This is a genomic window from Pseudacidovorax sp. NFM-22 (assembly GCF_021401245.1).
Classification (GTDB): Bacteria; Pseudomonadota; Gammaproteobacteria; order Burkholderiales; family Burkholderiaceae_C; genus Xenophilus.
On sequence record NZ_JACBFY010000003.1, the window covers coordinates 185360 to 206235 of the forward strand.

Below are 20876 nucleotides of genomic sequence, written 5' to 3' on the forward strand. Positions count from 1 at the left end.
AATTATTCCACCTGCATGTTGCCGAGTTCGGCTTCGAGCCTGGCTTTGAGGGCGAGCAGATCCGGGATCACCTCCTGCTTCAGCCGCGGCAACTCCAGGGAGTTCGAAGGCGCGGCGCAGCCTAGCGCATAGGTGTGCGGCCCTTCTGGGGTGTCCACGACCAAGGCGGCGCCATTGGTGCCGGCCTCCAGGGTGCCGGCCGCGATGCAATAGCCTTCGCTCGCCATTTGCGAGACCGCCGCCGGCACTTCGCGGCTCAGGAGCTCCCAGGCTTGCGGGTCAGTCGCACGAAGTTTCTCCAGGAACGCCGTGCGTTCCGCATCGCCCATCGCCCCGACCAAGGCCCGGCCCAGGGCCGAGCGGTCGATGCGCAGACGCGAACCGGGACGCACCCGCAAAGTGAAGATCATGTCCCGGCTATGCGTGACCTCGTTGCACACCATGCAGCTTGCGTCCGGAGAGGCGAGCACGACGGAGACTTGGTGCTGGTCGGCGAATTGCTGCATCAGGGGCCGCGCGAGCACGACAAAGTCGCGGTGCGATGCCGCGATGAACCCGAGGGCGAGCACGGCCGTGCCCAGGCGATAGGCGGCCCGTTGGGCCGAGTATTGCAGGTACTCCGCCTCCAGCAGATTGGCGGTAAGACGCGATACGGTTGGCTTTGGCAGACCGGTAAGCGCCGCGATCTCGGAGTTGCTCAACCAGTCGTTGTTCGGCTCGAACGCCGAGAGAATGGTCAGCCCGCGCGACAGCACCCGCACTTCGCGAATGCCTGGCTTTTCGGAGGACGAATCAACGGATGTGTTCATCGAGTCACCAAAATGAAATTAAACTCGATTCTACAGGTAAGCCCGCCTCAAGATGGGGCTCAGGCGACCTGGTTGTTACTCCTGAAAGTGCACGGCCTACCTTTGAGCCACCAGCAGTATTGCTCGGGCCCGGCCAGATAGTCGGCGTCGGCCTGCAACAGATGCGCCCTGCTACGTGGTGCTACAGGGCAAGCGCCAGTGTTCGAACACCACCTTGACAAAGCCCCACGATGTGGGCCGGTCTGCTTTTCCGTCCGGGGTGCCACGCGTCGGGTAGCAGGGGCGTATTGCTGCGCCGCCGCCTAAGAACCGGACGCGCGGGTCACTCGCATCCGGCTCAAGCCATTCTTCAGCACCATGGGGTGGCACCGAACAGCTTGACGGAACGCTTGGCGGCTCGACGACGGGCCAAATGCGCGGACCATTCCGAGACGAACGAATGGCTTGTCTGACATTAGGACGCTTTGGCGGACGCTCACATGTGTTGATCGTACCCATCCATCCCTGTTTCCTCTCCGCCTTGATGCAGGCAGATTCCGCCTCGCCTCACGGTTTAGGGTACCGGTAAACCCGCTCGATGAGGGGTGCTGATGTGAGTTGGGTAGCTTGGAGGCTAGGAAAACTCGCCGCCAGATACGCCTCCCCCCGCTCCAGCACGAAGTAGCGGAACGCCTCCGCCACCGGTGACAGCAGTTTGGACAGTGTGTGCACCACGTTCCAGGCGCGCACCACGGGCGCGCCCTCCACGTCCAGCACGGTCATCAGCTTGTTGCTCAGCTCCAGGCCGATGGTGTGCAACGACAGGAAGCTCAGGCCCATACCCGCCATCACGGCTTGCTTGATGGTTTCGTTGCTGGCCATTTCCATGATCACACGCAGCTCCACGTGCTCCTCGGCCAGGAATTTCTCCAGCGCCGCGCGCGTGCCCGAGCCCTGCTCGCGCACGATGAAGTCGTATTCCCGCAGCAGCGCCGCGGGCACGTGCCCCGCGTGCGCGAGTGGGTGGTCCACCGGCGCCACGAACACGTGCGGGTGCGCCGCGAAGGGCTCGGCGCGCGTGGCCAGTTCCTTGGGCGCGCGGCCCATGATGGCGATGTCCACCTCATTGGCGTGCAGCATCTTCACCAGCTGTTCGCGGTTGCTCACGGTCAGGCGTATGTCGATGTGGCCGTGCTCGCGCCAGAACTCGGCCAGCAGGTGCGGCAAAAAGTACTTGGCCGTGCTCACCATGCCGATCACCAGCGTGCCGGTCTCTAGCTTCTGCAGCCGCGCGGCCGCGTCTTCCGCGTCCTTCAGCGTGGCCAACACCTTCCTCGCATAGACCAGCATGTACTCGCCCACGGTAGTCAGCGCCACCTTGCGCCCGTGGCGCTCGAAGAGCGGCATGCCCACGTGCCTTTCCAGTTCTTTGACCTGCATGGTCACCGCCGGCGGGGTGAGGTGCAGCACTTGCGCCGCGCGCGCAAAGCTGAGGTGGCGCGCCACTTCGCTGAAGACACGCAGTTGCCGGAAGGTGGCGTTTTTCATTAAGTTATTCTTTAATTTATTTTAAAGAAATCGTGAATTTACTTTATTTATACGGAAATATAAAGTCATCTCCACCCCTAGTTCACTGCTTTCTGGAGCCCCACGATGAGCGACGCCCCCTCTGATTCGACACAAATCACCGACGCCAAAAAACGCTACAGCGCTGGCGTGCTCAAGTACCGGCAGATGGGCTACTGGATGCCCGACTACGTGCCCAAGGACACGGACACGCTGTGCCTGTTCCGCATCACGCCGCAGGATGGCGTGGACCCTGAGGAGGCCGCCGCCGCCGTGGCCGGTGAATCGAGCACCGCCACCTGGACGGTGGTGTGGACCGACCGCCTGACCGCCTGCGACAGCTACCGCGCCAAGGCCTACAAGGTCGAGCCCGTCCCCAACCGGGCAGGCGAGTACTTTGCCTGGGTAGCGTACGACCTGATCCTGTTCGAGGAAGGCTCCATCGCCAACATGACGGCGAGCCTGATCGGCAACGTGTTCAGCTTCAAGCCGCTGAAGGCCGCGAGGCTGGAAGACCTCCGCATCCCCGTGGCCTACGTGAAGACCTTCAAGGGCCCGCCCACTGGCCTAGTGGTCGAGCGCGAGCGCCTGGACAAGTTCGGCCGCCCGCTGCTGGGCGCCACCACCAAGCCCAAGCTGGGCCTGTCGGGCCGCAACTACGGCCGCGTGGTGTACGAAGGCCTCAAGGGCGGGTTGGACTTCATGAAGGACGACGAGAACATCAACTCGCAACCCTTTATGCACTGGCGCGATCGCTTCCTGTTTGTGATGGACGCGGTCAACAAGGCCAGCGCCGAGACCGGAGAGGTCAAGGGCAGCTACCTGAACGTGACTGCCGCAACCATGGAAGACATGTACGAGCGCGCCGAGTTTGCCAAGGAGCTGGGTTCGGTGATCGTGATGGTGGACTTGGTGATCGGCTACACGGCCATCCAGAGCATGGCGAACTGGTGCCGCAAGAACGACATGATCATGCACATGCACCGCGCGGGCCACGGTACCTACACGCGGCAGAAGAACCACGGCGTGAGCTTCCGGGTGATCGCCAAGTGGCTGCGCCTGGCGGGCTGCGACCACCTGCACACCGGCACCGCCGTCGGCAAGCTCGAAGGCGACCCGCTCACCGTGCAAGGTTACTACAACGTCTGCCGCGACAGCTATACCAAGACCGATCTGCCGCGCGGCCTGTACTTCGACCAGGACTGGGCCGACCTCAAGAAGGTCATGCCTGTGGCCTCGGGCGGCATCCACGCCGGTCAGATGCACCAGCTTATCGAGCTCTTCGGCGACGACGTGGTGCTGCAGTTCGGCGGCGGCACCATCGGCCACCCCATGGGCATCCAGGCCGGCGCGGTGGCCAACCGCGTGGCGCTGGAAGCCATGGTGAAGGCGCGCAATGAAGGGCACGACCTGCTGCAGGAGGGCCCTTCCATCCTCAAGCAGGCCGCGCAGCACTGCAGCCCGCTCAAGGCCGCGCTCGATACCTGGGGCGAGATCAGCTTCAACTACCAGAGCACCGATTCCAGCGACTACGTCGCGACGCCGGCCATGGCCTGAACCCATTCACTTCGAGGACCGCACACCATGATGACCAACCCCACCGGCCGCATCACGCAAGGCCAGTTCAGCTTCCTGCCCGACCTGACGGACCAGGAGATCACCGCGCAGATCGAGTACGGCCTGCGCAAAGGCTACGCCTGGAGCGTGGAGTACACCGACGACCCGCACCCGCGCAACACCTACTGGTCGATGTACGGCAACCCGATGTTCGACCTGCACGACGCGGCCGGCGTGCTGCAGGAGTTGCAGGCCTGCCGCAAGGCTTTTCCGCGCCACTACATCCGCATGATGGCCTTCGACTCGACGCGCAATGTAGAGACCATCGCCATGAGCTTCATCGTCAACCGCCCGGCCCACGAGCCCGGCTTCATGCTGGAGCGCCAGGAGGTCAACGGCCGCAGCCTGCGCTACACCACGCGCGGCTACGGCGCCGACCGTCCCGAGGGCGAGCGCTACCGCGACACGGCCGCGTGAGCACCAGGGAGCACGCCGCCATGTCGTACCTCATTCCCGGTAGCACGCCGCCGCCGTCCGCCGATGCCGCCGTGACCACGGCGGCGACGCTGGTGGCCGCACCGCCCGCCCTGCCGCGCTCCGTCGGTGCGGTGCTGGCCGACACGCAGGTCGAGGCCGTGCTGCAGGAGCTGGACGACGAGCTCGTGGGTCTGGCCCCCATCAAGGCGCGCGTGCGCGACATCGCCGCGCTGCTGGTCATCGACAGGCTGCGCACCGGGCTGGGACTGCCTTCGCAGCCGCCCAGTCTGCACATGTGTTTCTCGGGCAACCCTGGCACCGGCAAGACCACGGTGGCGCTGCGCATGGCGCAGATCCTTCACCGCCTGGGCTATGTGCGCAAGGGCCACCTGGTGGCCGTCACGCGCGACGACCTCGTGGGCCAGTACATCGGCCACACCGCGCCCAAGACGCGCGAGGTGCTCAAGCGGGCCATGGGCGGCGTGCTGTTCATCGACGAGGCCTACTACCTCTACCGGCCCGAGAACGAGCGCGACTACGGCCAGGAAGCGATCGAGATCCTGCTGCAGGTGATGGAGAATCACCGCGACGACCTGGTGGTGATCCTCGCGGGCTACGCCGACCGCATGAACACCTTCTTCCAGTCCAACCCCGGCATGCGCTCGCGCATCGCCCACCACCTGGAATTCTCGGACTACTCGGTCGACGAGCTGATGCAGATCTCGCGGCAGATGCTGGCCGAGCAGAACTACCGCTTCAGCCCCGAGGCAGACGAGGCCTTCGAGCGTTACCTCGGCCTGCGCCTGCAACAGCCGCACTTCGCGAATGCGCGCAGCGTGCGCAACGCGCTGGACCGCGCGCGACTGCGCCAGGCCAGCCGCCTGTTCGCGCAGCCGCAGCGCGAGCTCACGGCCGAAGAACTCACCACGCTGCAGGCGCCCGATATCTTGGCCAGCCGTCTGTTCAGCGACGCGGAAGGGGCCGCGCATGCTTGAAGCCCTCATCTTCGACGTGGACGGCACGCTGGCCGACACCGAGGCCGCGCATCGCGCCGCCTTCAATGACGCCTTCGCCGAAGTACGCCTGGGCTGGCACTGGGACGACGCCATCTATATCCGCCTCCTGCAGGTCTCGGGCGGCAAGGAGCGCATCGCCCACTACTGGCGCATGGTCGAGCCTGACGTGGCTGGTGGCAAGGCGGCGCAGGCCGCCATCGAGCAGGTGCACGCCATCAAGACGCGCATCTATGAAAGCCGTGTGAGCGGCGGCCAGCTCGCGCTGCGCCCGGGCGTGCTGCGCCTTCTACGCGAGGCGCAGGCCAGCGGCCTGCGCCTCGCGATCGCCACCACCACCACGCCGGCCAACATCGAGGCCCTGCTGCGCACCCCGCTGGGGCCCGACTGGAAACGCCACTTCGCCGCCATCGGCGACGCGTCCACCGCGCCGCGCAAGAAGCCCGACCCGCTGGTGTACCAGCAAGTGCTGACCACGCTGGGGCTGCCGGCCAGCGCCTGCCTGGCCTTCGAGGACTCTGCCAACGGCCTGCGCGCCGCCACCGCCGCCGGGCTGCAGACCGTGGTCACGCCCACCGTGCACACGGCCGACCACCGCTTCGACGACGCCTTGCTCGTGCTGCCGCACCTGGGCGACGTGGACCAGCTGCTGCCCTGCGGCGTGGCCGCCATGGAGCAGCGCTGGGTTACGGTGGAGGCGCTGCGGCGCTGGCACGCCGGTACCACGCTGTTCGAGTCCGATTGAACGTTCTCATTTTTCACTCCTCACAGAGTCGCCTCACCATGTCCCGCTCGCCCAAGTTCACCCCTTCGCCCACCGTGCGCCTGGCGCCCTCCATCCTCTCGGCGGATTTCGCGCGCCTGGGGGAAGAGGTGCGCGCCATCGAGGCGGCGGGCGCCGATTCCGTGCACGTCGACGTGATGGACAACCACTACGTGCCCAACCTCACCATCGGCCCGCAGGTCTGCGAGGCCCTCCGCCCGCACGTGCAGATCCCCATCGACGTGCACCTCATGGTGGAGCCGGTGGACGCGCTGGTGCCCCTGTTCGCCAAGGCCGGCGCCAACTGCATCACCTTCCATCCCGAGGCCTCGCGTCACGTGGACCGCACGCTGCAGCTGATCCGCGCGCACGGCTGCAAGGCCGGCATCGCGCTCAACCCCGCCTCGCCGCTCGCCTGGATGGAGCACGTGATGGACAAGCTCGACCTGGTGCTGCTCATGAGCGTGAACCCCGGCTTTGGCGGCCAGGCCTTCATTCCCCACACCCTGCACAAGCTGCGCGAGGCGCGCCGCCGCATCGAGGCCCACGCCGCAGCCGGCGGCCAACCGATCTCGCTGGAGGTGGACGGGGGCGTGAAGCTGGACAACATCGGCGAGATCGTCCAGGCCGGTGCCGATATCTGCGTGGCCGGCAGCGCCATCTTCGGCGCCGCCGACGCATCGGGCGGTTACCACGGCGTCATGAGCGCAATGCGCCACGCCGCCGTCACCCCGGACTTCCATTCCAGCAACGCTTCGCGGAGAACCACGCCATGCCACTGACCGGCCGCAAGACCCTCACCCAGTACCTGATCGAAGAACGCCGCCGTTTCCCCGAAGCCAGCGGCGACTTCAACGCCCTCATCCTCGACGTGGCCATGGCCTGCAAGGCCATCGCGCGCGCCGTGGCCTTCGGTGCGTTGGGCGACGTGCTCGGCAACCACGCGGCCGAGGCCGGTGGCGCGCCCGTCAACGTGCAGGGCGAAACGCAGAAGAAGCTCGACGTGCTGAGCAACGACTACTTCCTGCGCATCACCGAGTGGGGCGGCCACCTGGCTGGCATGGCCTCCGAGGAAATGGAAGCGCCGTACCAGATCCCCGCGCCGCACGCGCGCGGCAAGTACCTGCTGGTGTTCGACCCGCTCGACGGCTCCAGCAACATCGATGTCAACGTGTCCGTGGGCAGCATCTTCTCGGTGCTGCGCGCGCCCGAAGCCGAAGGGCGCGAAGTCACCGAAGCCGACTTCCTGCAAGCCGGCACGCAGCAGGTGGCGGCGGGTTACGCGCTCTACGGCCCCACCACCATGCTGGTGCTGACCGTGGGCAACGGCGTGGCCGGCTTCACGCTGGACCCGAACCTCGGCGAGTTCATGCTCACCCACGCCGAGCTCACCGTGCCGGCCGACACGCAGGAGTTCGCCATCAACGCCTCCAACAGCCGCTTCTGGGAAGCGCCGGTGAAGCGCTACGTGGACGAATGCTTGGCCGGCAAGACCGGCCCGCGCACCAAGGACTTCAACATGCGCTGGATCGCCAGCATGGTGGCCGAGGCGCACCGCATCCTCATGCGCGGCGGGGTCTTCCTCTACCCCCGCGACAGCAAGGACCCGGCCAAGCCCGGCCGCCTGCGCCTGCTGTATGAGGCCAACCCCATCGGTTTCATCATGGAGCAGGCCGGCGGCCGCGCCAGCACCGGGCGAGTTCCCATCCTCGGCGTGCAGCCCGAGGGCCTGCACCAGCGCATCGGCCTAGTGTTCGGCTCGAAGAACGAGGTCGAGCGCATCGAGCGCTACCACGCCGAGCCCACCGCGCGCAAGGAACTGGACAACCCTCTGTTCCACGAGCGCAGCCTGTTCCGCGTCTGAGCGCCAGCCGCGCCCGCACCGATTCTTCAACTCCACGGGACATTACCATGTCTGAGCGCCACCCTATCATCGCCATCACCGGCTCGTCGGGCGCGGGAACCACCTCGGTCACCCGAACCTTCGAGAACATCTTTCGCCGCGAAGGCATCACCGCCGCCATCATCGAAGGCGACAGCTACCATCGCTACGACCGTCAGGAAATGAAGCTGCGCCAGGCCGAGGCCGAGCGCGCGGGCAATCGCCACTTTAGTCACTTCGGCCCCGAGAACAACTTGTTCCCCGAGCTGGAGGCGCTGTTCACCAGCTACGGCCGCAGCGGTACCGGCCTGTCGCGTAAGTACCTGCACGACGCCGAGGAAGCCGCGCCCTATCAGCAGGAGCCCGGCACCTTCACCCCCTGGGAAGAACTGCCCGCCAACACCGACCTGCTGTTCTACGAAGGCCTGCACGGTGCGGTGGTCACGCCCGACGTGAACATCGCCCAGCACCCCGACCTGCTGATCGGTGTGGTGCCCGTGATCAACCTCGAATGGATCCAGAAGCTCTGGCGCGACAAGTCCAAGCGCGGCTACTCTACCGAGGCCGTCACCGATACCATCCTGCGCCGTATGCCCGACTACGTGAACTACATCTGCCCGCAGTTCACGCACACGCACGTCAACTTTCAGCGCGTGCCCTGCGTGGACACGTCCAATCCCTTCATCGCGCGCGAGATCCCCGCGCCCGATGAGAGCTTCGTCGTGATCCGCTTCGCCAAGCCCAAGGGCATCGACTTCCAGTATCTGCTGAGCATGATCCACGACTCCTTCATGTCGCGCGCCAACACCATCGTCGTGCCCGGCGGCAAGATGGAGCTCGCGATGCAACTCATCTTCACGCCCTTTATCTGGCGCATGATGGAGCGCAAACAAAGGGTGATGGCATGAGCACGCGCCAGCAACCGAACCTCGACCTCGCGCGCCGCATGGCGAATGCGATCCGCATGCTCGCGGTGGACGCGGTGGAAGCCGCGCAGTCCGGCCACCCGGGCGCGCCCATGGGCATGGCCGACATCGCCGAGGTGCTGTGGAACCGCCACCTGCGCCACAACCCCGCCAACCCGGCCTGGGCTGACCGCGACCGCTTCGTGCTCTCTAACGGCCACGGCTCCATGCTGCTCTACGCGCTGCTGCACCTCACGGGCTACGAACTGTCGATGGACGACCTGCGCCAGTTCCGCCGCCTGCACAGCAAGACCGCCGGCCACCCCGAGGTGGGCGTGACGCCCGGCGTGGAAACCACCACCGGCCCGCTCGGCCAGGGCCTGGCCAACGCTGTGGGCATGGCCCTGGCCGAGAAACTGCTCGCCATAGAGTTCAACCGGCCAGGTCACAACATCGTGGACCACCATACCTACGTCTTCTTGGGCGACGGCTGCCTGATGGAAGGCATCAGCCACGAAGCCTGCTCGCTCGCCGGTACGCTGCGCCTCTCGAAATTGGTCGCGCTCTACGACGACAACGGCATCTCCATCGACGGCCACGTGCAGGGTTGGTTTACCGACGACACGCCGCGCCGCTTTGCCGCCTACGGCTGGGACGTGGTCACCGTCGACGGCCACGACCCCGGCGCGATCGATGCGGCGCTGCGGCGTGCGTGCAGCGCCACTGCGCAGGCCGAGGGCAAGCCCACGCTGATCTGCTGCAAGACCGTGATCGGCAAGGGCGCACCCAACAAGCAGGGCAGCCCCGGCGTGCACGGCGCAGCGCTCGGTGCGGTCGAGGTGCAGGCCACGCGCGAGGCCCTCGGCTGGACCAGCGCGCCGTTCGAGATCCCGGCCGACATCGCCGCAGCCTGGAACGCCACCGAACGAGGCCACGCGCTCGAGGCCGCCTGGCAGGCGCGCTTCGAGGCCTACCGCGAGGCCTTTCCGACCGAAGCCGTCGAGTACGATCGCCGCATGCGTGGCGCACTGCCCAAGGGTTTCGCCGAGGGCCTGCCCGCGCTAGTCGCGGCCCTGGGCCGGCGCACCGACGCCGTGGCCACGCGCAAGGCCAGCCAGCTCGCGCTGGACGCCATGGCACCCCAACTGCCCGAGATCTTCGGTGGCAGCGCCGACCTCACCAGCTCCAACCTCACCAACTTCAAGGGCTGCGTCACAGCCGGGCCGAACAAAGCCGGGCGCTTCAGCGGTGGCAAACACCTGAGCTACGGCGTGCGCGAGTTCGGCATGGCCGCGATCATGAACGGCCTGGCGCTGCACGGCGGCTTCATTCCCTACGGCGGCACCTTCCTCGCGTTCAGCGACTACAGCCGCAACGCCGTGCGCATGGCCGCGCTGATGAAGCTGCAGGTGGTGCATGTCTTCACACACGATTCCATCGGCCTGGGCGAGGACGGCCCGACGCACCAGCCGGTGGAGCAGGTGCCCAGCCTGCGCCTCATCCCGGGACTGGACGTGTGGCGCCCCGCCGACGCGCTGGAGACCGCGGCGGCCTGGGCTCACGCGTTGCAGCGGCGAGATGGCCCCACAGCGCTCGCGCTCTCCCGGCAGAACCTGCCGCAGCTCGGTGATGCCTCGCGCGCGCCGGCCATCCTGCGTGGCGGCTACGTGCTCTCGGACATGGACGGCGCGCAGGCCGTGATCGTCGCCACCGGTTCCGAAACCTCGCTGGCCCTGCAGGCGCAGACCGCGCTCGCGGCCGAAGGCATCGCCACCCGCGTCGTCTCCATGCCCTGCACCAACCTCTTCGACCGGCAGGACGCCGCCTGGCAAGACGCGGTGCTACCGCCGGAGCTGCCCGCCGTGGCGGTCGAAGCCGCGCACCCCGACTTCTGGCGCAAGTACGTGGGCCGCAGCGGCCGCGTGGTCGGCATGAGCACGTTCGGCGAATCGGCCCCCGCGAAAGACTTGTACGCGCACTTCGGTATCACCGCCGCGCGCGTGGCCGACGAGGTGCGCGCGCTGCTGCAGCCTCGGCGGCGAACCTACAGCATGACAGAGGGGACCACCGCATGAGGGCCATCGACCTCGCCATGTTCGACCTCGACGGCACGCTGGTCGCCACGGCCGGCGAGATCGGCGACGCCGTCAACGACACGCTGGTGCGCTTCGAATTGCCTGCCGTGTCGCAGGTGCAGGTGGAGCGGTGGATTGGCCACGGCACGCGCGAGCTGCTGATCCAGGCCCTGGCCTCGGCTGGCAAGACCGGCGTGGACGTGGTGCGCGCCAGCAGCGCCCTGCCGCTGATCGCCGCCGAGTTCGATCGCCACTACCAGCGCCGCTGCGGCACAAGTAGCCAGCTGTATCCACAGGTGCGCGAAACCCTCACGGCCCTGCGCGAGCAAGGCGTGAAGCTCGCGGTGGTGACCAACAAGGAAAGCCGCTACACCGCCACCGTGCTTGATGCGCACCAGCTCGCGCCCCTCTTCGACCGCGTCGTCAATGGCGACACCTTATCCACCAAGAAGCCCGATCCGGCAGGCATCCAGAGCTGCCTGTCGCTGTTCCAGGTCGCGCCCGAGCGCGCGCTGTTCGTCGGTGATTCGTCCATCGACGTGGCCACCGCGCGCAACGCTGGCGTGCGCGTCTGGGCCTTGCCCTATGGCTACAACATGGGCGAGCCCATCACCGCCTGCGCGCCCGATCGCGTGATTTCCGACCTCTCCTCTTTGCTCAACCCATGACCCAGAAGACTCCTCTCCGCCTCGGCATCAACGGCTTCGGCCGCATCGGCCGCAACGTGCTGCGCAGCGCCATCCAGAACTTCCAGGACATCGAAGTGGTGGCGATCAACGACCTGCTCGAGCCCGAGTACCTGGCCTACATGCTGCAGTACGACAGCGTGCACGGCCGCTTCAAGGGCGACGTCAAGGTCGAGGGCAACACCCTGATCGTCAACGGCAAGAAGATCCGCCTCACGCAAGAGCGCGGCCCCGCCAACCTCAAGTGGAACGACGTCGGCGCCGAGGTGGTGATCGAATCCACCGGCCTGTTCCTGGACAAGGCCACGGCGCAGAAGCACCTGGATGCGGGCGCGAAGAAAGTCATCCTCTCAGCCCCCTCCAAGGACGACACCCCGATGTTCGTCTTCGGCGTGAACGACAAGACGTACAAGGGCGAGGCCATCATCTCCAACGCCTCGTGCACCACCAACTGCCTGGCGCCGATCGCCAAGGTGCTCAACGACAAGTGGGGCATCAAGCGCGGTCTGATGACCACGGTGCACGCGGCCACGGCCACGCAGAAGACGGTGGACGGCCCGAGCAACAAGGACTGGCGCGGTGGCCGGGGCATTCTGGAGAACATCATCCCCAGCAGCACGGGCGCGGCCAAGGCCGTGGGCGTGGTGATCCCCGAGCTCAACAAGAAGCTCACGGGCATGAGCTTCCGGGTGCCAAACTCCGATGTGTCGGTGGTGGACCTGACGGTGGAGCTGAACAAGGACGCGACGTACGAAGATATCTGCGCGGAGATGAAAGCGCAGAGCGAAGGCGCCTTGAAGGGCGTGCTGGGCTACACGACGGACAAGGTGGTGGCGACCGATTTCCGGGGCGACACGCGCACCTCGATCTTCGACGCGGACGCCGGCATCGCGCTGGACAAGACCTTCATCAAGGTCGTGAGCTGGTACGACAACGAATGGGGCTACTCCAACAAGTGCCTCGAAATGGCACGCGTGGTCGGGGCGGCGCGATGAGCGCGCTGCGCTTCAGCGACGTGTGCGCGAGCGGTTTCGCGCGCGGCAAGCGCGTCTTCATCCGCGCCGACCTCAACGTGCCGCGGGACGACGCGGGCCGCATCACCGAAGACACGCGCATCCGCGCGAGCTTGCCGGCCATCCAGATGGCGCTGGACGCGGGCGCGGCGGTGATGGTCACCAGCCACCTGGGCCGCCCCACCGAAGGCGCCTTCAAGCCCGAGGACTCGCTGGCCCCCGTGGCCGCCCGCCTGGGCGAGCTGCTGGACCGCCCGGTGCGTCTGGTGGCCAACTGGATCGACGGCGACTTCTCCGTCGCCCCCGGCGAAGTCGTGCTGCTGGAGAACTGCCGCCTCAATGTGGGCGAGAAGAAGAACAGCCCGGAACTGGCGAAGAAGCTGGGCGCCCTGTGCGACATCTTCGTGCACGACGCCTTCGGCACCGCCCACCGCGCCGAAGGCACGACCTACGGCATCGCCGAGACCGCGCCCATCGCCTCGGCTGGCCCGCTGCTGGCCGCCGAGATGGATGCGATTGCCAAGGCCCTGGCCGCGCCCAAGCGGCCCCTGGTGGCCATCGTGGCCGGCAGCAAGGTCAGCACCAAGCTGACCATCCTCAAGAGCCTGGCGAACAACGTGGACAACCTGATCGTGGGTGGTGGCATCGCCAACACCTTCATGCTGGCCGCGGGCCTGAAGATCGGCAAGAGCCTGGCCGAGGCCGACCTGGTGAACGAGGCCAAGGCGGTGATCGAGGCCATGAAGGCGCGCGGCGCCGAGGTGCCGATCCCCACCGACGTGGTCACGGCCAAGGCCTTCGCGGCGGACGCTCCGGCCACGGTGAAGCAGGCCACGGAGGTGGCAGACGACGACCTGATCCTGGACATCGGGCCGCAGACGGCGGCGAAGCTGGCGGCGCAGCTGATGCAGGCCGGCACCATCGTGTGGAACGGCCCGGTGGGCGTGTTCGAGTTCGCGGCCTTCGAGGGCGGCACCAAGACGATTGCGGACGCGATTGCGAAGAGCAGCGCGTTCAGCATCGCCGGTGGTGGAGACACGCTGGCGGCCATCGCCAAGTACGGCATCGAGAAGGACGTGGGCTACATCTCCACCGGCGGTGGCGCCTTCCTCGAGGTGCTCGAGGGCAAGACCCTGCCAGCCTTCGAGATCCTCGAACGCCGCACAACATGAACCTCCACGCTCCGCCGCTGCGCGGGTCGCTGCCTCCCGAGGGGGCTGAGCCGGCCTTGGGGCGGCCCGGCGGCCGGCTCGCTGATTCCATTTTCATTTCAACCAGGAGTTTTTCATGGCGCTCGTTTCCCTTCGCCAGGTGCTGGACCACGCGGCCGAACACGGCTACGGCGTGCCCGCCTTCAACGTCAACAACCTCGAACAGATCCTGGCCATCATGGAGGCCGCGCAGGAGACCGACAGCCCGGTGATCCTGCAGGCCTCGGCCGGCGCGCGCAAGTACGCGGGTGAGGCCTACCTGCGCCACATGGTGCTGGCGGCGGTGGAAGCCCACCCGGACCTGCCCGTGGTGCTGCACCAGGACCACGGCGCCACGCCGGCCGTGTGCATGCAGTCCATCCGCTCGGGCTTCACCAGCGTGATGATGGACGGCTCGCTGCGCGAAGACGGCAAGACGCCCGCCACCTACGACTACAACCTCGCGGTGACGCGCCGCGTCTGCGAGCTCGCGCACGCCGTCGGTGTGTCGGTGGAAGGTGAACTCGGCTGCCTCGGTTCGCTGGAGACCGGCGAGGCCGGCGAAGAAGACGGCGTGGGCGCGGCCGGCAAGCTCACGCACGACATGATGCTCACCGACCCCGGGCAGGCCGAGGACTTCGTGCGCCGAACCGGCGTGGACGCCTTGGCCATCGCCATCGGCACCAGCCACGGCGCCTACAAGTTCACGCGCCAGCCCACCGGCGACATCCTGGCCATCGACCGCATCGCCGCCATCCACGCCCGTGTGCCCAACACCCACCTGGTGATGCACGGCAGCTCCAGCGTGCCGCAGGAGTGGCTGGCCATCATCCGCGAGCACGGCGGCGACATCAAGGAAACCTACGGCGTGCCGGTGGAAGAGATCCGGCGCGGCATCCAGAACGGCGTGCGCAAGGTCAACATCGACACCGACATCCGCTTGGCCATGACCGGCGCCATGCGCCAGACCTTCGCGAAAGAGCGCAGCGAGTTCGACCCGCGCAAGGCGCTGCTGGCGGCCAAGAAGGCGGCGCGCGGCGTGTGCCGCGAGCGCTTCGAAGCCTTCGGCAGCGCGGGCCAGGCTGGGAAGATAAAGCCCGTGCCGCTGGACACCATGGCCGCCGCATACGCCTAGGCCTGTCGCCCTATGACGGGGGAACGGGTAGCGGCGCTACACTGAAGCGCACCATGCGCCGCTTCACCATCACTATCGACGACGAACTCGACGACGCGTTCGAGGCGCACGTGTGCGCGCCTACGCCAACCGCTCGGAGTCGGAGCGCGATCTGATGCGCCAGGAGATGAACCGGCAGCAGGTGCAGCCGCTGCTGCTCGACACCTGCGTGGTCGTGCTGTCCTGCATGTACGTGCCGCAGGAGCGCCGCCTCGCAGTGCACCTGATCGAATAGCAGCAACAGCACGCGCATCTAGCCGACAACTGCACCGCGGCGAAGGCCAACGATGCGCTGCGGCTGGAGGTACAACTGCTGCGCGGCCGGGTGTCGGACGTGAGTTCGTACGCCTGGTCGGTCATCAGCATGGCGGATGTGCAACATGGGGGGGCGTGCAGTTCCGTGTGGTGAAAGACGCGATGCGCGACAGCGGCTTCCTGCCGGCGTCGGCGCGGCCACCGGATTGATGCGGCTCAGGCCAGCGGCAGTTCCAGTACGAACTCCGCGCCACCACCTTCGGCGTTGCGCGCGCTCAGCCGGCCGCCGTGCTGTTCGACGATGCCGTAGCTGATCGACAGGCCCAGGCCGGTGCCCTTGCCCACCGGCTTGGTGGTGAAGAAGGGGTCGAAGATGCGCAGCAGATGCTCGGGCGGAATGCCCGGGCCGTTGTCGCGCAACACCACGCGCACCATGCCGTCGGCGTGGCCCACCGTTACCCAGATGTGTGGCGCCTCGTTCTGACCCACGGCGTCGAAGCCGTTCTGCAGCAGGTTCATCATCACCTGCTGTAGCTGGCCGGCGCTACCCATCACCGTGAGGGGGGGGACCCGTTTCCCATTGCACATCCACCGGCGCGGAGCGGCCCTTCTGCACCCAGTGGATCGCGCGCTCGATCACCTCCGGCAGGTTGACAGGCTTGCGCTCTTCGGAATCCATGGCCGAGAAGCGCTTGAGGCCGTGCACGATGTCGGCCGTGCGCTGCGCGCCTTCGAGCGTGCCCTCGATCAGCGAGGGCAAGTCGGCCAGCAGGTGCTCGATGCGCAGCTTGCGGCGCATCTCGGCCAGCACGGCCTTGGGTTCGTGCGCGTGTATCGCGGCCAGGTAGGTCCGCAGGCGGTCGCTATACTTGCTGAGCGCGTGCACGTTGCCCAGCACGAAGCTGATCGGGTTGTTGAGCTCGTGTGCCACGCCGGCCACCAGCTGGCCCAGCGAGGCCAGCTTTTCCGAGTGCAGAAGCTGCTGCTGCGTGCGCTTGAGCGCTTCGTGGGCGGCGCGCATCTCGTGGTACGCGCGCTTGAGTTCAGCCGTGGGCCGGCCCACCCACACTGTGCCCACGCGTCGGCCCCGCTCGCCGATGCGCGGCGTGCAGTTGGCATCCACCGACACGGCCTGTCCCGCGCGGTCCAGCAGGTTGAGTTCGAAGCCCTCGCCGGCGCGCGGCGCGTCGGCCTTCTCCATGGCGGCGCGCGCCAGCTCCTGGCTCTGCGCATCTGCCAGCAGGGCATACAGCGGCGTGCCGCGCAGTTGCTCCTCGGGCCGGCCAGCCAACTCGCACAGCGCGGCGTTGGCCTGTTCGATCACGCCGTTCGCGTCGCAGACCACCAGCACGTCCGACATCGAAGTGAGCACGCTGAAGATGAACTGCTGCGACGACTCCAGCTCGGCGTTCTTCTTCTCGAGTTCGACCTCGTCGTCGATCAGGCGCGTGTACACCTCGTCCATCTTTTGGATCACGTCCACCCAGGTGGACTCGTCCACCCCCTCCATCGGCAGGTTGGGCCAGGGACTCTTCGCGCGCGTTTTTTTGTTGGTCATCTAGTGCACCGTGCAGACCATGCAGGGATCGAAAGAGCGCACGATGTGCTGCACAGCCACCGGTGTTTTCTCGCCCTCGCGCACAGGCGCATCCACCAGCGCCTGCTCAAGCGCGCCGGGTATGCCGGTGGCGTCGCGCGGAGAAAAATTCCAGCTCGTGGGCGCGACGATCTGGTAGTTGGCGATGCGCCCGCGCCGCACCACCACCCAGTGGCCCAGGCTACCGCGCGCGGCCTCCGACAGGCCCATGCCGCTGCCCTCGTCGGGCAAGTCCGAGGGCACGCAGAACGGCTCGGTGGGGCGCAGCGCGCGCAGCCAGTCTTCCATCATCGGCACCACGCGCGCGAGCTCGAGCGCGCGCGCTAGCACTCGGGTGTAGACGTTGCCGCCATGCCGCGCCACCGCGTCGCGCACCAGTGGGTGGCCGGCCGCGAGCTGGCGCGCGATCGCGCCGGTCTCCACCACCTCACCCGCCAAGCGCGGCGCCTTGTTCCAGGTGTAGCCGCGCGCCTTGCCGGGGTCGGGCTTCGTCTGGCCTACCAGCGGGTGCAGCGGGCCGGCGCTGTCAGCCAGCCAGGTGTGCGTGGCGTCCTCGGTGATGGCGGCAGCGTCCACGGCGTCCAACCGCGCGGCGTCGGCACGCCACACGCCGCCGGGCAGCGCGAAACCGCCCCCGGGCTGGGCGTAGGCGCCGTAACTCAGGTAACGCCCTGGGCCCGGGCCCAGGGTCTGCAGTTGCAGGTCGCGCACCAGCGTGAGGAAGAAGCGCAGGTCGCCGCCCAGCGGGTCCTGCGCGTGCCAGTCCCACAGCGCGTCTTCGCGGGCGATGGCGGTGACGGCTTCCAGCGGCGCCGCGAACAGATTGCGCTCCAGGAAGGCGCGGAACTCGCGCACGCGCGAGAGCAGGCGCACGCGCTCGGCCGCGTCAATGGGGCGCGTGGAGCCGCCCGGCTCGATGGACTGCGTGTGCGGCCACTTGCCGCCCAGCGTGCCCAGCAGCGTGAGCCAGCGCTGCCGCGCCGCTGTGGCCGCGCGCACCTGCCCGCCGTGGTTCGGCGCGAAGCGGCGCACCGCCTCGGCGTGCCAGGCGCGGGCCGCATACACCGGGCGTGTGAAGTCCGGCATGAAGAACAAGTAGAAATGCGTGAGGTGGTCGGCTAGGTTCTCGGTTGCCAGGATCACGTTGCTCGCGTGCTGGCCGTTGGCCGGCATGGCGATGCCGCCGAGCGCGGCCAGCGCGCGCGCCGAGGCCACCGACTGCGACACTGAGCAGATGCCGCAGATGCGCGGCACGTAGATCAGCGCGTCGTGCGGCGCCTTGCCCTGCAGGATCTGCTCGAAGCCGCGGTACATGGTGGCGTTGACCTGAGCCGAGGCCACGCGGTCGCCCAGCACGTCGAGCTGGACTTCGAGATCGCCCTCGACGCGGTTGAAAGGGCCGACGAGCAGGCGCGTCATTTCAGTCTTGTCTTGCGAATGGCTGGCGTCACCACCAGGTGGTCGGCCACGGCGTTGTGTTTCACGCGCTTGGGCGTGGCGCTCTTGGAGAGCGAGGCCAGCGCGACGAACCAGGCCTTGGGCATGTCGGTGGGCAGGCCGATCGGGATGCCGGCGAGCTTGGGCGTCTGGTGGAAGGGGTGGCCCGGCTCCTGGAAGCCGGGCTCGGTACAGGCGATGCAGGCGTAACCGCCGCGTGTGCACGAGCCCTCGCCGTTCCACAGCCGCGTGTTGCAGTCGGCGTGCACCTGCGTGCCCTTGCAGCCCATGTGCTCCATCATGCAGCCCAGGTCCGACGGCTTCTCCGCGCTGGCCTTGAACTCGTAGTACTCGTTACGTGTGCAGCCGTGGTGCACCAGCTGGTCGGCGTAGAAGCGCGGGCGGTTCAGCGGGTCGAGGTCGCTGGCGGTGAAGCCGTCGGCGGCCAGCGCCATCAGCGTATCGATCACCCAGCTCGGGTGGGTGGGGCAGCCCGCAATGTTGATCACCGGCAGGCCGCTGGACGAGCGGAAGGCTGCACCCAGCAGGCCGCCGGCTTCGTCGTCCTCGTACTGCAGGCCGCAAGCGTCGGTGGGGTTGTCGCCACCGGCCGTGATGCCGCCCCAGGCCGCACAGCTGCCCACGGCCACCACGTGTTTCGCGCACGCGCTCAGGCGTTTGACCCACTCGATCATGGGCAGCTGCGTGCCGGCCAGCATGTGGAAGCGCCCGGTGCCGTGGGGCCCGCGCAGCAGCGAGCCTTCGACACACAGCGCATCCAGCCGCGTGCGGCCGTCGAGCACGGCGTCCAGCAGCTCCAGCAGCTCATCGCCGGTTTCCATCGAGAGCGAGGGGTGCCACAGCAGGTTCACGCCCGCGTCGCGCAGGTGGCCCTGGAAGTCGGTCGTGTCGGCGCACAGCAGCGACATGCTGCAGCCGCCGCACCCGCCACTCTGGAGCCAAAGGACGTTCAGAGCCATGTCACTTCTCCAATCCCAGGCGCAGCATCTTGCCGCGCAGGCCCACGCGGGAGAGGCCCAGTTCCTGCGCCACGCGGGTCTTGTTCCAGCGGTGCCGCTGCAGCGTCTCGCGCAGCACCATGGCCTCGATCACGTCCAGCCGCTCGGCCAGAGTGCCGCTGGTGGGCAGGGCTGCCTGCAGGTCGTCACCGCCCTGCCCGTGGCCCTGCAGCACGCGCGCCGAGAAGGCGGCAGCTTCGAGCGCGCTACCGTCCTGCAGCGCGAGAGCGCGCGCGATCTCGTTGCGCAGTTCGCGGATGTTGCCGGGCCAGGGGTAGGCCAGCAGGCAGGCCAGCGTCGCGTCGGGCAGGGTGGCGCCGGGGTGGCCGAGTTCGTGCGCTACGTCCTGCAGCAGCTGGCGCGCGATGGGTGCGATGTCGGCCGCGCGCTCGCGCAGCGGCGGCACGGTGATGCTCACGCCCGCCAGGCGGTAGTACAGGTCTTCGCGGAACAGGCCTTCGCGCACGCGCTGCTCCAGGTCGCGGTGGGTGGCGGCGATCACGCGTACGTCCACCGGTACCGGGCGCGCGCCACCGACGGGCCGCACCTCGCCTTCCTGCAGCACGCGCAGCAGCCGCACCTGGAAGGCGGGCGAGGTTTCGCCGATCTCGTCAAGGAACACGGTGCCGCTGTGCGCGCGCTGGAACAGGCCGGGGTGGTCTTCGTAGGCGCCGGTGAAGGCGCCGCGCTTGTGGCCGAACAGCTCGGACTCAATCAGCGTGTCAGGAATGGCCGCGCAGTTCTCCACCACGAAAGGTCCGGCCAGGCGCGGCGAGGCGTAGTGGATCGCGCGCGCCAGCAGCTCCTTGCCGGTGCCTGTTTCGCCGAGCACCAGCACCGGGATGTCGTAACGCGCTACGCGCTGCGCCATGGCGCAGACCGCGTCCAGCGGGCTGCCGGGGGCGCGCACGATGCGATCGAAGTCGAAGCTGGCGCGCGCCCGGTCGATCTGGGTGGCGGTGCGCTGGCGCAGCACGCCGGTGCTGGTGCGCAGTTCCAGGTCGAGTCGGCTGGTCTGGCGCTGCAGGGCCTGCGCCTCGACCGCGTTGCGCACCGAGTCCAGCAGGTGATCGGGTGCCCAGGGCTTAACGATGTACTGGTAGATGCCGGCCTCATTGATGCCGGCGATGATGTCTTCGCTGTCGGTGTAGCCCGAGATCATGATGCGCACCGCGTTGGGCCAGCGCTCGCGCACTTCTTTGAGGAAGCTCACGCCGGTCATGCCGGGCATGCGCTGGTCGCACAGGATCACGCTCACCGGATGGCGCTGCAGCAGGCCGCGAGCCTCGTCGGCGCTGCTGGCGGTGAGAACGGTGAAGTCCTCTTCCAGCGTGCGGCGTATCGCGTCCTGCGAGCGCACCTCGTCGTCCACCACCAGCACGGTGGGCAGGTCGTTGTTGGGGAAAGGCGCGTTCATCGGTGCACGGCAAGATGGCACCGCGTCCAGGAGTGCAGCCATTTGTGCAAGAAATGGTAGCG

Annotated in this window: 18 protein-coding genes and 1 pseudogene; 13 read left to right on the forward strand and 6 right to left on the reverse strand. The window is 67.6% G+C overall.

Features of this window, described 5'->3' with window-relative positions; all coding sequences use genetic code 11:
• Positions 1-2: 2 nt before the first annotated feature.
• Positions 3-809, reverse strand: a complete 807-nt coding sequence (locus L0984_RS11745) for an IclR family transcriptional regulator (RefSeq protein WP_129243243.1) — start codon at positions 807-809, stop codon at positions 3-5.
• A 546-nt stretch (positions 810-1355) separates the two neighbouring features.
• The gene (locus L0984_RS11750) at positions 1356-2336 is read right to left on the reverse strand and encodes a LysR family transcriptional regulator (RefSeq protein WP_129243241.1); all 981 of its coding nucleotides are present in this window, start codon (positions 2334-2336) and stop codon (positions 1356-1358) included.
• A gap of 105 nt (positions 2337-2441) precedes the next feature.
• Here L0984_RS11750 and L0984_RS11755 point away from each other — a divergent pair, with 105 nt between their 5' ends.
• The 13 genes from L0984_RS11755 (at position 2442) to L0984_RS11815 (ending at position 15324) form a co-directional block, all read left to right on the forward strand.
• The gene (locus tag L0984_RS11755; protein ID WP_129243239.1) at positions 2442-3911 is read left to right on the forward strand and encodes a form I ribulose bisphosphate carboxylase large subunit; all 1470 of its coding nucleotides are present in this window, start codon (positions 2442-2444) and stop codon (positions 3909-3911) included.
• Between the two features lie 27 nt (positions 3912-3938).
• Positions 3939-4388, forward strand: coding sequence for a ribulose bisphosphate carboxylase small subunit (locus L0984_RS11760; RefSeq protein ID WP_129243237.1), 450 nt, complete (start codon positions 3939-3941; stop codon positions 4386-4388).
• 20 nt (positions 4389-4408) lie between these two features.
• Positions 4409-5383: a CbbX protein gene (gene cbbX / locus L0984_RS11765; protein WP_129243235.1), complete on the forward strand. Its 975-nt coding sequence runs from the start codon at positions 4409-4411 to the stop codon at positions 5381-5383.
• A complete protein-coding gene (locus tag L0984_RS11770) occupies positions 5376-6146 on the forward strand; it encodes an HAD-IA family hydrolase (RefSeq protein WP_234193874.1) in 771 nt (256 codons plus the stop codon). The genes cbbX and L0984_RS11770 overlap by 8 nt, the downstream gene beginning before the upstream one ends.
• Positions 6147-6184: 38 nt before the next feature.
• Complete coding sequence (gene rpe / locus L0984_RS11775) at positions 6185-6946, forward strand: ribulose-phosphate 3-epimerase (RefSeq protein ID WP_129243231.1); 762 nt, start codon at positions 6185-6187, stop codon at positions 6944-6946.
• On the forward strand, positions 6937-8028 hold the full coding sequence (locus L0984_RS11780) for a class 1 fructose-bisphosphatase (protein WP_129243229.1): 1092 nt from the start codon (positions 6937-6939) through the stop codon (positions 8026-8028). The genes rpe and L0984_RS11780 overlap by 10 nt, the downstream gene beginning before the upstream one ends.
• Positions 8029-8075: 47 nt before the next feature.
• A complete protein-coding gene (locus L0984_RS11785; protein ID WP_129243227.1) occupies positions 8076-8954 on the forward strand; it encodes a phosphoribulokinase in 879 nt (292 codons plus the stop codon).
• On the forward strand, positions 8951-11026 hold the full coding sequence (gene tkt / locus L0984_RS11790) for a transketolase (protein WP_129243224.1): 2076 nt from the start codon (positions 8951-8953) through the stop codon (positions 11024-11026). Before L0984_RS11785 ends, tkt begins: the two co-directional genes overlap by 4 nt.
• A complete protein-coding gene (locus tag L0984_RS11795; protein WP_129243222.1) occupies positions 11023-11694 on the forward strand; it encodes an HAD-IA family hydrolase in 672 nt (223 codons plus the stop codon). The genes tkt and L0984_RS11795 overlap by 4 nt, the downstream gene beginning before the upstream one ends.
• Positions 11691-12707 carry a type I glyceraldehyde-3-phosphate dehydrogenase gene (gene gap / locus L0984_RS11800; protein ID WP_129243221.1) on the forward strand — a complete coding sequence of 339 codons (1017 nt, stop codon included), beginning with the start codon at positions 11691-11693 and terminating at the stop codon, positions 12705-12707. Before L0984_RS11795 ends, gap begins: the two co-directional genes overlap by 4 nt.
• Positions 12704-13897: a phosphoglycerate kinase gene (locus L0984_RS11805; protein WP_129243219.1), complete on the forward strand. Its 1194-nt coding sequence runs from the start codon at positions 12704-12706 to the stop codon at positions 13895-13897. Before gap ends, L0984_RS11805 begins: the two co-directional genes overlap by 4 nt.
• Before the next feature lie 115 nt (positions 13898-14012).
• Entirely contained in the window at positions 14013-15050 is a 1038-nt protein-coding gene (fba, locus tag L0984_RS11810) for a class II fructose-bisphosphate aldolase (RefSeq protein ID WP_129243217.1), read from the forward strand.
• Between the two features lie 112 nt (positions 15051-15162).
• The gene (locus tag L0984_RS11815; RefSeq protein WP_234193875.1) at positions 15163-15324 is read left to right on the forward strand and encodes a hypothetical protein; all 162 of its coding nucleotides are present in this window, start codon (positions 15163-15165) and stop codon (positions 15322-15324) included.
• 236 nt (positions 15325-15560) lie between these two features.
• On the opposite strand, the pseudogene L0984_RS11820 reads toward L0984_RS11815, so the two are convergent.
• The 4 genes and pseudogenes from L0984_RS11820 to L0984_RS11835 form a co-directional block, all read right to left on the reverse strand.
• A pseudogene (locus L0984_RS11820) lies at positions 15561-16902 on the reverse strand (sensor histidine kinase).
• Positions 16903-18360 (reverse strand): nickel-dependent hydrogenase large subunit, encoded by a 1458-nt coding sequence (locus tag L0984_RS11825; protein ID WP_129243214.1) that lies wholly within the window; start codon positions 18358-18360, stop codon positions 16903-16905. It abuts the pseudogene before it with no gap.
• The gene (locus L0984_RS11830; protein ID WP_208742420.1) at positions 18357-19358 is read right to left on the reverse strand and encodes a HupU protein; all 1002 of its coding nucleotides are present in this window, start codon (positions 19356-19358) and stop codon (positions 18357-18359) included. Before L0984_RS11830 ends, L0984_RS11825 begins: the two co-directional genes overlap by 4 nt.
• Before the next feature lies 1 nt (position 19359).
• Positions 19360-20814 carry a sigma-54-dependent transcriptional regulator gene (locus L0984_RS11835; RefSeq protein WP_129243276.1) on the reverse strand — a complete coding sequence of 485 codons (1455 nt, stop codon included), beginning with the start codon at positions 20812-20814 and terminating at the stop codon, positions 19360-19362.
• Positions 20815-20876: the final 62 nt, after the last annotated feature.

Excerpts from the sequence above, each read along its gene's own strand:
- tkt (WP_129243224.1), top strand. The coding sequence starts at position 8,951 with ATGAGCACGCGCCAGCAACCGAACCTCGACCTCGCGCGCCGCATGGCG.
- L0984_RS11825 (WP_129243214.1), bottom strand. The coding sequence starts at position 18,360 with ATGACGCGCCTGCTCGTCGGCCCTTTCAACCGCGTCGAGGGCGATCTC.
- rpe (WP_129243231.1), top strand. The coding sequence starts at position 6,185 with ATGTCCCGCTCGCCCAAGTTCACCCCTTCGCCCACCGTGCGCCTGGCG.
- L0984_RS11805 (WP_129243219.1), top strand. The coding sequence starts at position 12,704 with ATGAGCGCGCTGCGCTTCAGCGACGTGTGCGCGAGCGGTTTCGCGCGC.
- L0984_RS11770 (WP_234193874.1), top strand. The coding sequence starts at position 5,376 with ATGCTTGAAGCCCTCATCTTCGACGTGGACGGCACGCTGGCCGACACC.
- L0984_RS11780 (WP_129243229.1), top strand. The coding sequence starts at position 6,937 with ATGCCACTGACCGGCCGCAAGACCCTCACCCAGTACCTGATCGAAGAA.
- L0984_RS11755 (WP_129243239.1), top strand. The coding sequence starts at position 2,442 with ATGAGCGACGCCCCCTCTGATTCGACACAAATCACCGACGCCAAAAAA.
- L0984_RS11795 (WP_129243222.1), top strand. The coding sequence starts at position 11,023 with ATGAGGGCCATCGACCTCGCCATGTTCGACCTCGACGGCACGCTGGTC.
- L0984_RS11760 (WP_129243237.1), top strand. The coding sequence starts at position 3,939 with ATGATGACCAACCCCACCGGCCGCATCACGCAAGGCCAGTTCAGCTTC.
- gap (WP_129243221.1), top strand. The coding sequence starts at position 11,691 with ATGACCCAGAAGACTCCTCTCCGCCTCGGCATCAACGGCTTCGGCCGC.
- L0984_RS11750 (WP_129243241.1), bottom strand. The coding sequence starts at position 2,336 with ATGAAAAACGCCACCTTCCGGCAACTGCGTGTCTTCAGCGAAGTGGCG.
- L0984_RS11785 (WP_129243227.1), top strand. The coding sequence starts at position 8,076 with ATGTCTGAGCGCCACCCTATCATCGCCATCACCGGCTCGTCGGGCGCG.
- L0984_RS11835 (WP_129243276.1), bottom strand. The coding sequence starts at position 20,814 with ATGAACGCGCCTTTCCCCAACAACGACCTGCCCACCGTGCTGGTGGTG.
- L0984_RS11830 (WP_208742420.1), bottom strand. The coding sequence starts at position 19,358 with ATGGCTCTGAACGTCCTTTGGCTCCAGAGTGGCGGGTGCGGCGGCTGC.
- cbbX (WP_129243235.1), top strand. The coding sequence starts at position 4,409 with ATGTCGTACCTCATTCCCGGTAGCACGCCGCCGCCGTCCGCCGATGCC.
- fba (WP_129243217.1), top strand. The coding sequence starts at position 14,013 with ATGGCGCTCGTTTCCCTTCGCCAGGTGCTGGACCACGCGGCCGAACAC.
- L0984_RS11745 (WP_129243243.1), bottom strand. The coding sequence starts at position 809 with ATGAACACATCCGTTGATTCGTCCTCCGAAAAGCCAGGCATTCGCGAA.